This window comes from Streptomyces boncukensis, assembly GCF_011045075.1.
Lineage (GTDB): Bacteria > Actinomycetota > Actinomycetes > Streptomycetales > Streptomycetaceae > Streptomyces > Streptomyces boncukensis.
In genome coordinates this window covers 1-1,138 of the sequence record NZ_JAAKZZ010001001.1, presented here as the reverse complement: position 1 = coordinate 1,138, position 1,138 = coordinate 1, and the positions used below count along the sequence as shown (strand labels likewise).

Sequence of the window (1,138 nt, the reverse complement as noted above, 5' to 3'; positions counted from 1 at the left end):
AGGCGTTCGCCGCCGCGTAGTTGGCCTGTCCCGGGGTGCCGAACGTCGCCGAGGCGGAGGAGTAGAGCACGAACAGGTCCAGGTCCGCGCCGCGGGTCAGTTCGTCCAGGTTCGCCGCGGCGGTGGCCTTCGCCCGCAGCACGGTGTTGAGGCGTTCCTGGGTCAAGGCGGTGAACACCCCGTCGTCCAGGACTCCGGCGGCATGCACCACGCCGGTCAGGGGCGCGTTCCGGGGGATGTCCGCGAGAACGGTGGCCAGGGCGTCGCGGTCGGCCGCGTCACAGGCCACGATCCGCACATCGACAGCCCCCAGCGAGGAGAGTTCGGCGGCCAGGTCCGCGGCGCCGGGCGCGTCCGGGCCCTGCCGGGAGAGCAGCAGCAGACGCCGGATGCCGTGCCCGACCACCAGATGCCGGGCCAGCAGACCACCCAGCGTCCCCGTACCACCAGTGATCAACACCGTGCCGTCCCGATCCACCGGCACGGACCGCGTCGCGCTTGCGATCCGCGCCAGCCGGGGCACCAGAACCTGCCCCTCCCGGACAGCCACCTGCGGCTCATCCACACCCGCCAGCAGCCCCAGATCCACCTCATCGCCCACCGCGGTGGTGGGGTCGGTGTCCACCAGCACGATCCGGTCGGGATGCTCGGACTGCGCCGAACGCACCAACCCCCACACCGCCGCACCCACCGGGTCCACGCTGTCGCCAGGACCCGCGAGTACGGCACCGCGTGTCACTACGGCCAGGCGGGCGGCGGGGGTCTCCTCCGCCTCCAGCCATTCCTGTACGCCCCGCAGGACCTCACCCGTCACCTGCTCCACCGGCCCGCCCCCGACCAGCAGGGTGGAGAAGTCCTCCGGCGCGGACGGATCGGCCGGGGGCAGGGTCTTCCATTCGATGGTGAAGAGGGCGTCATCGTCGGGTGTCCCGGCCGGGGAGAGCTGATCGGCCGCCACCTCCCGCGAGACCAGGGATGCCACCGCCAGCACCGGCCGCCCGGCACCGTCCGCGGCCTGCACCCTGACGCCGTCACCCTGAGCGTGCACTGCCACCCGCAACGCCTGTGCGCCGACCGCGAACAACTCCACACCCGACCACACGAACGGCAACCGCGGACCCCCACCCCTGTCTCTCTA

General features: G+C 72.5%; 1 protein-coding gene. It reads right to left on the bottom strand.

Translation table 11 applies throughout. The annotated features are described in order from the left end of the window. A partial coding sequence (locus G5C65_RS40620; RefSeq protein WP_165303525.1) for an SDR family NAD(P)-dependent oxidoreductase occupies window positions 1–1,054 on the bottom strand: 1,054 nt, incomplete at its 3' end. Window positions 1,055–1,138: the final 84 nt, after the last annotated feature.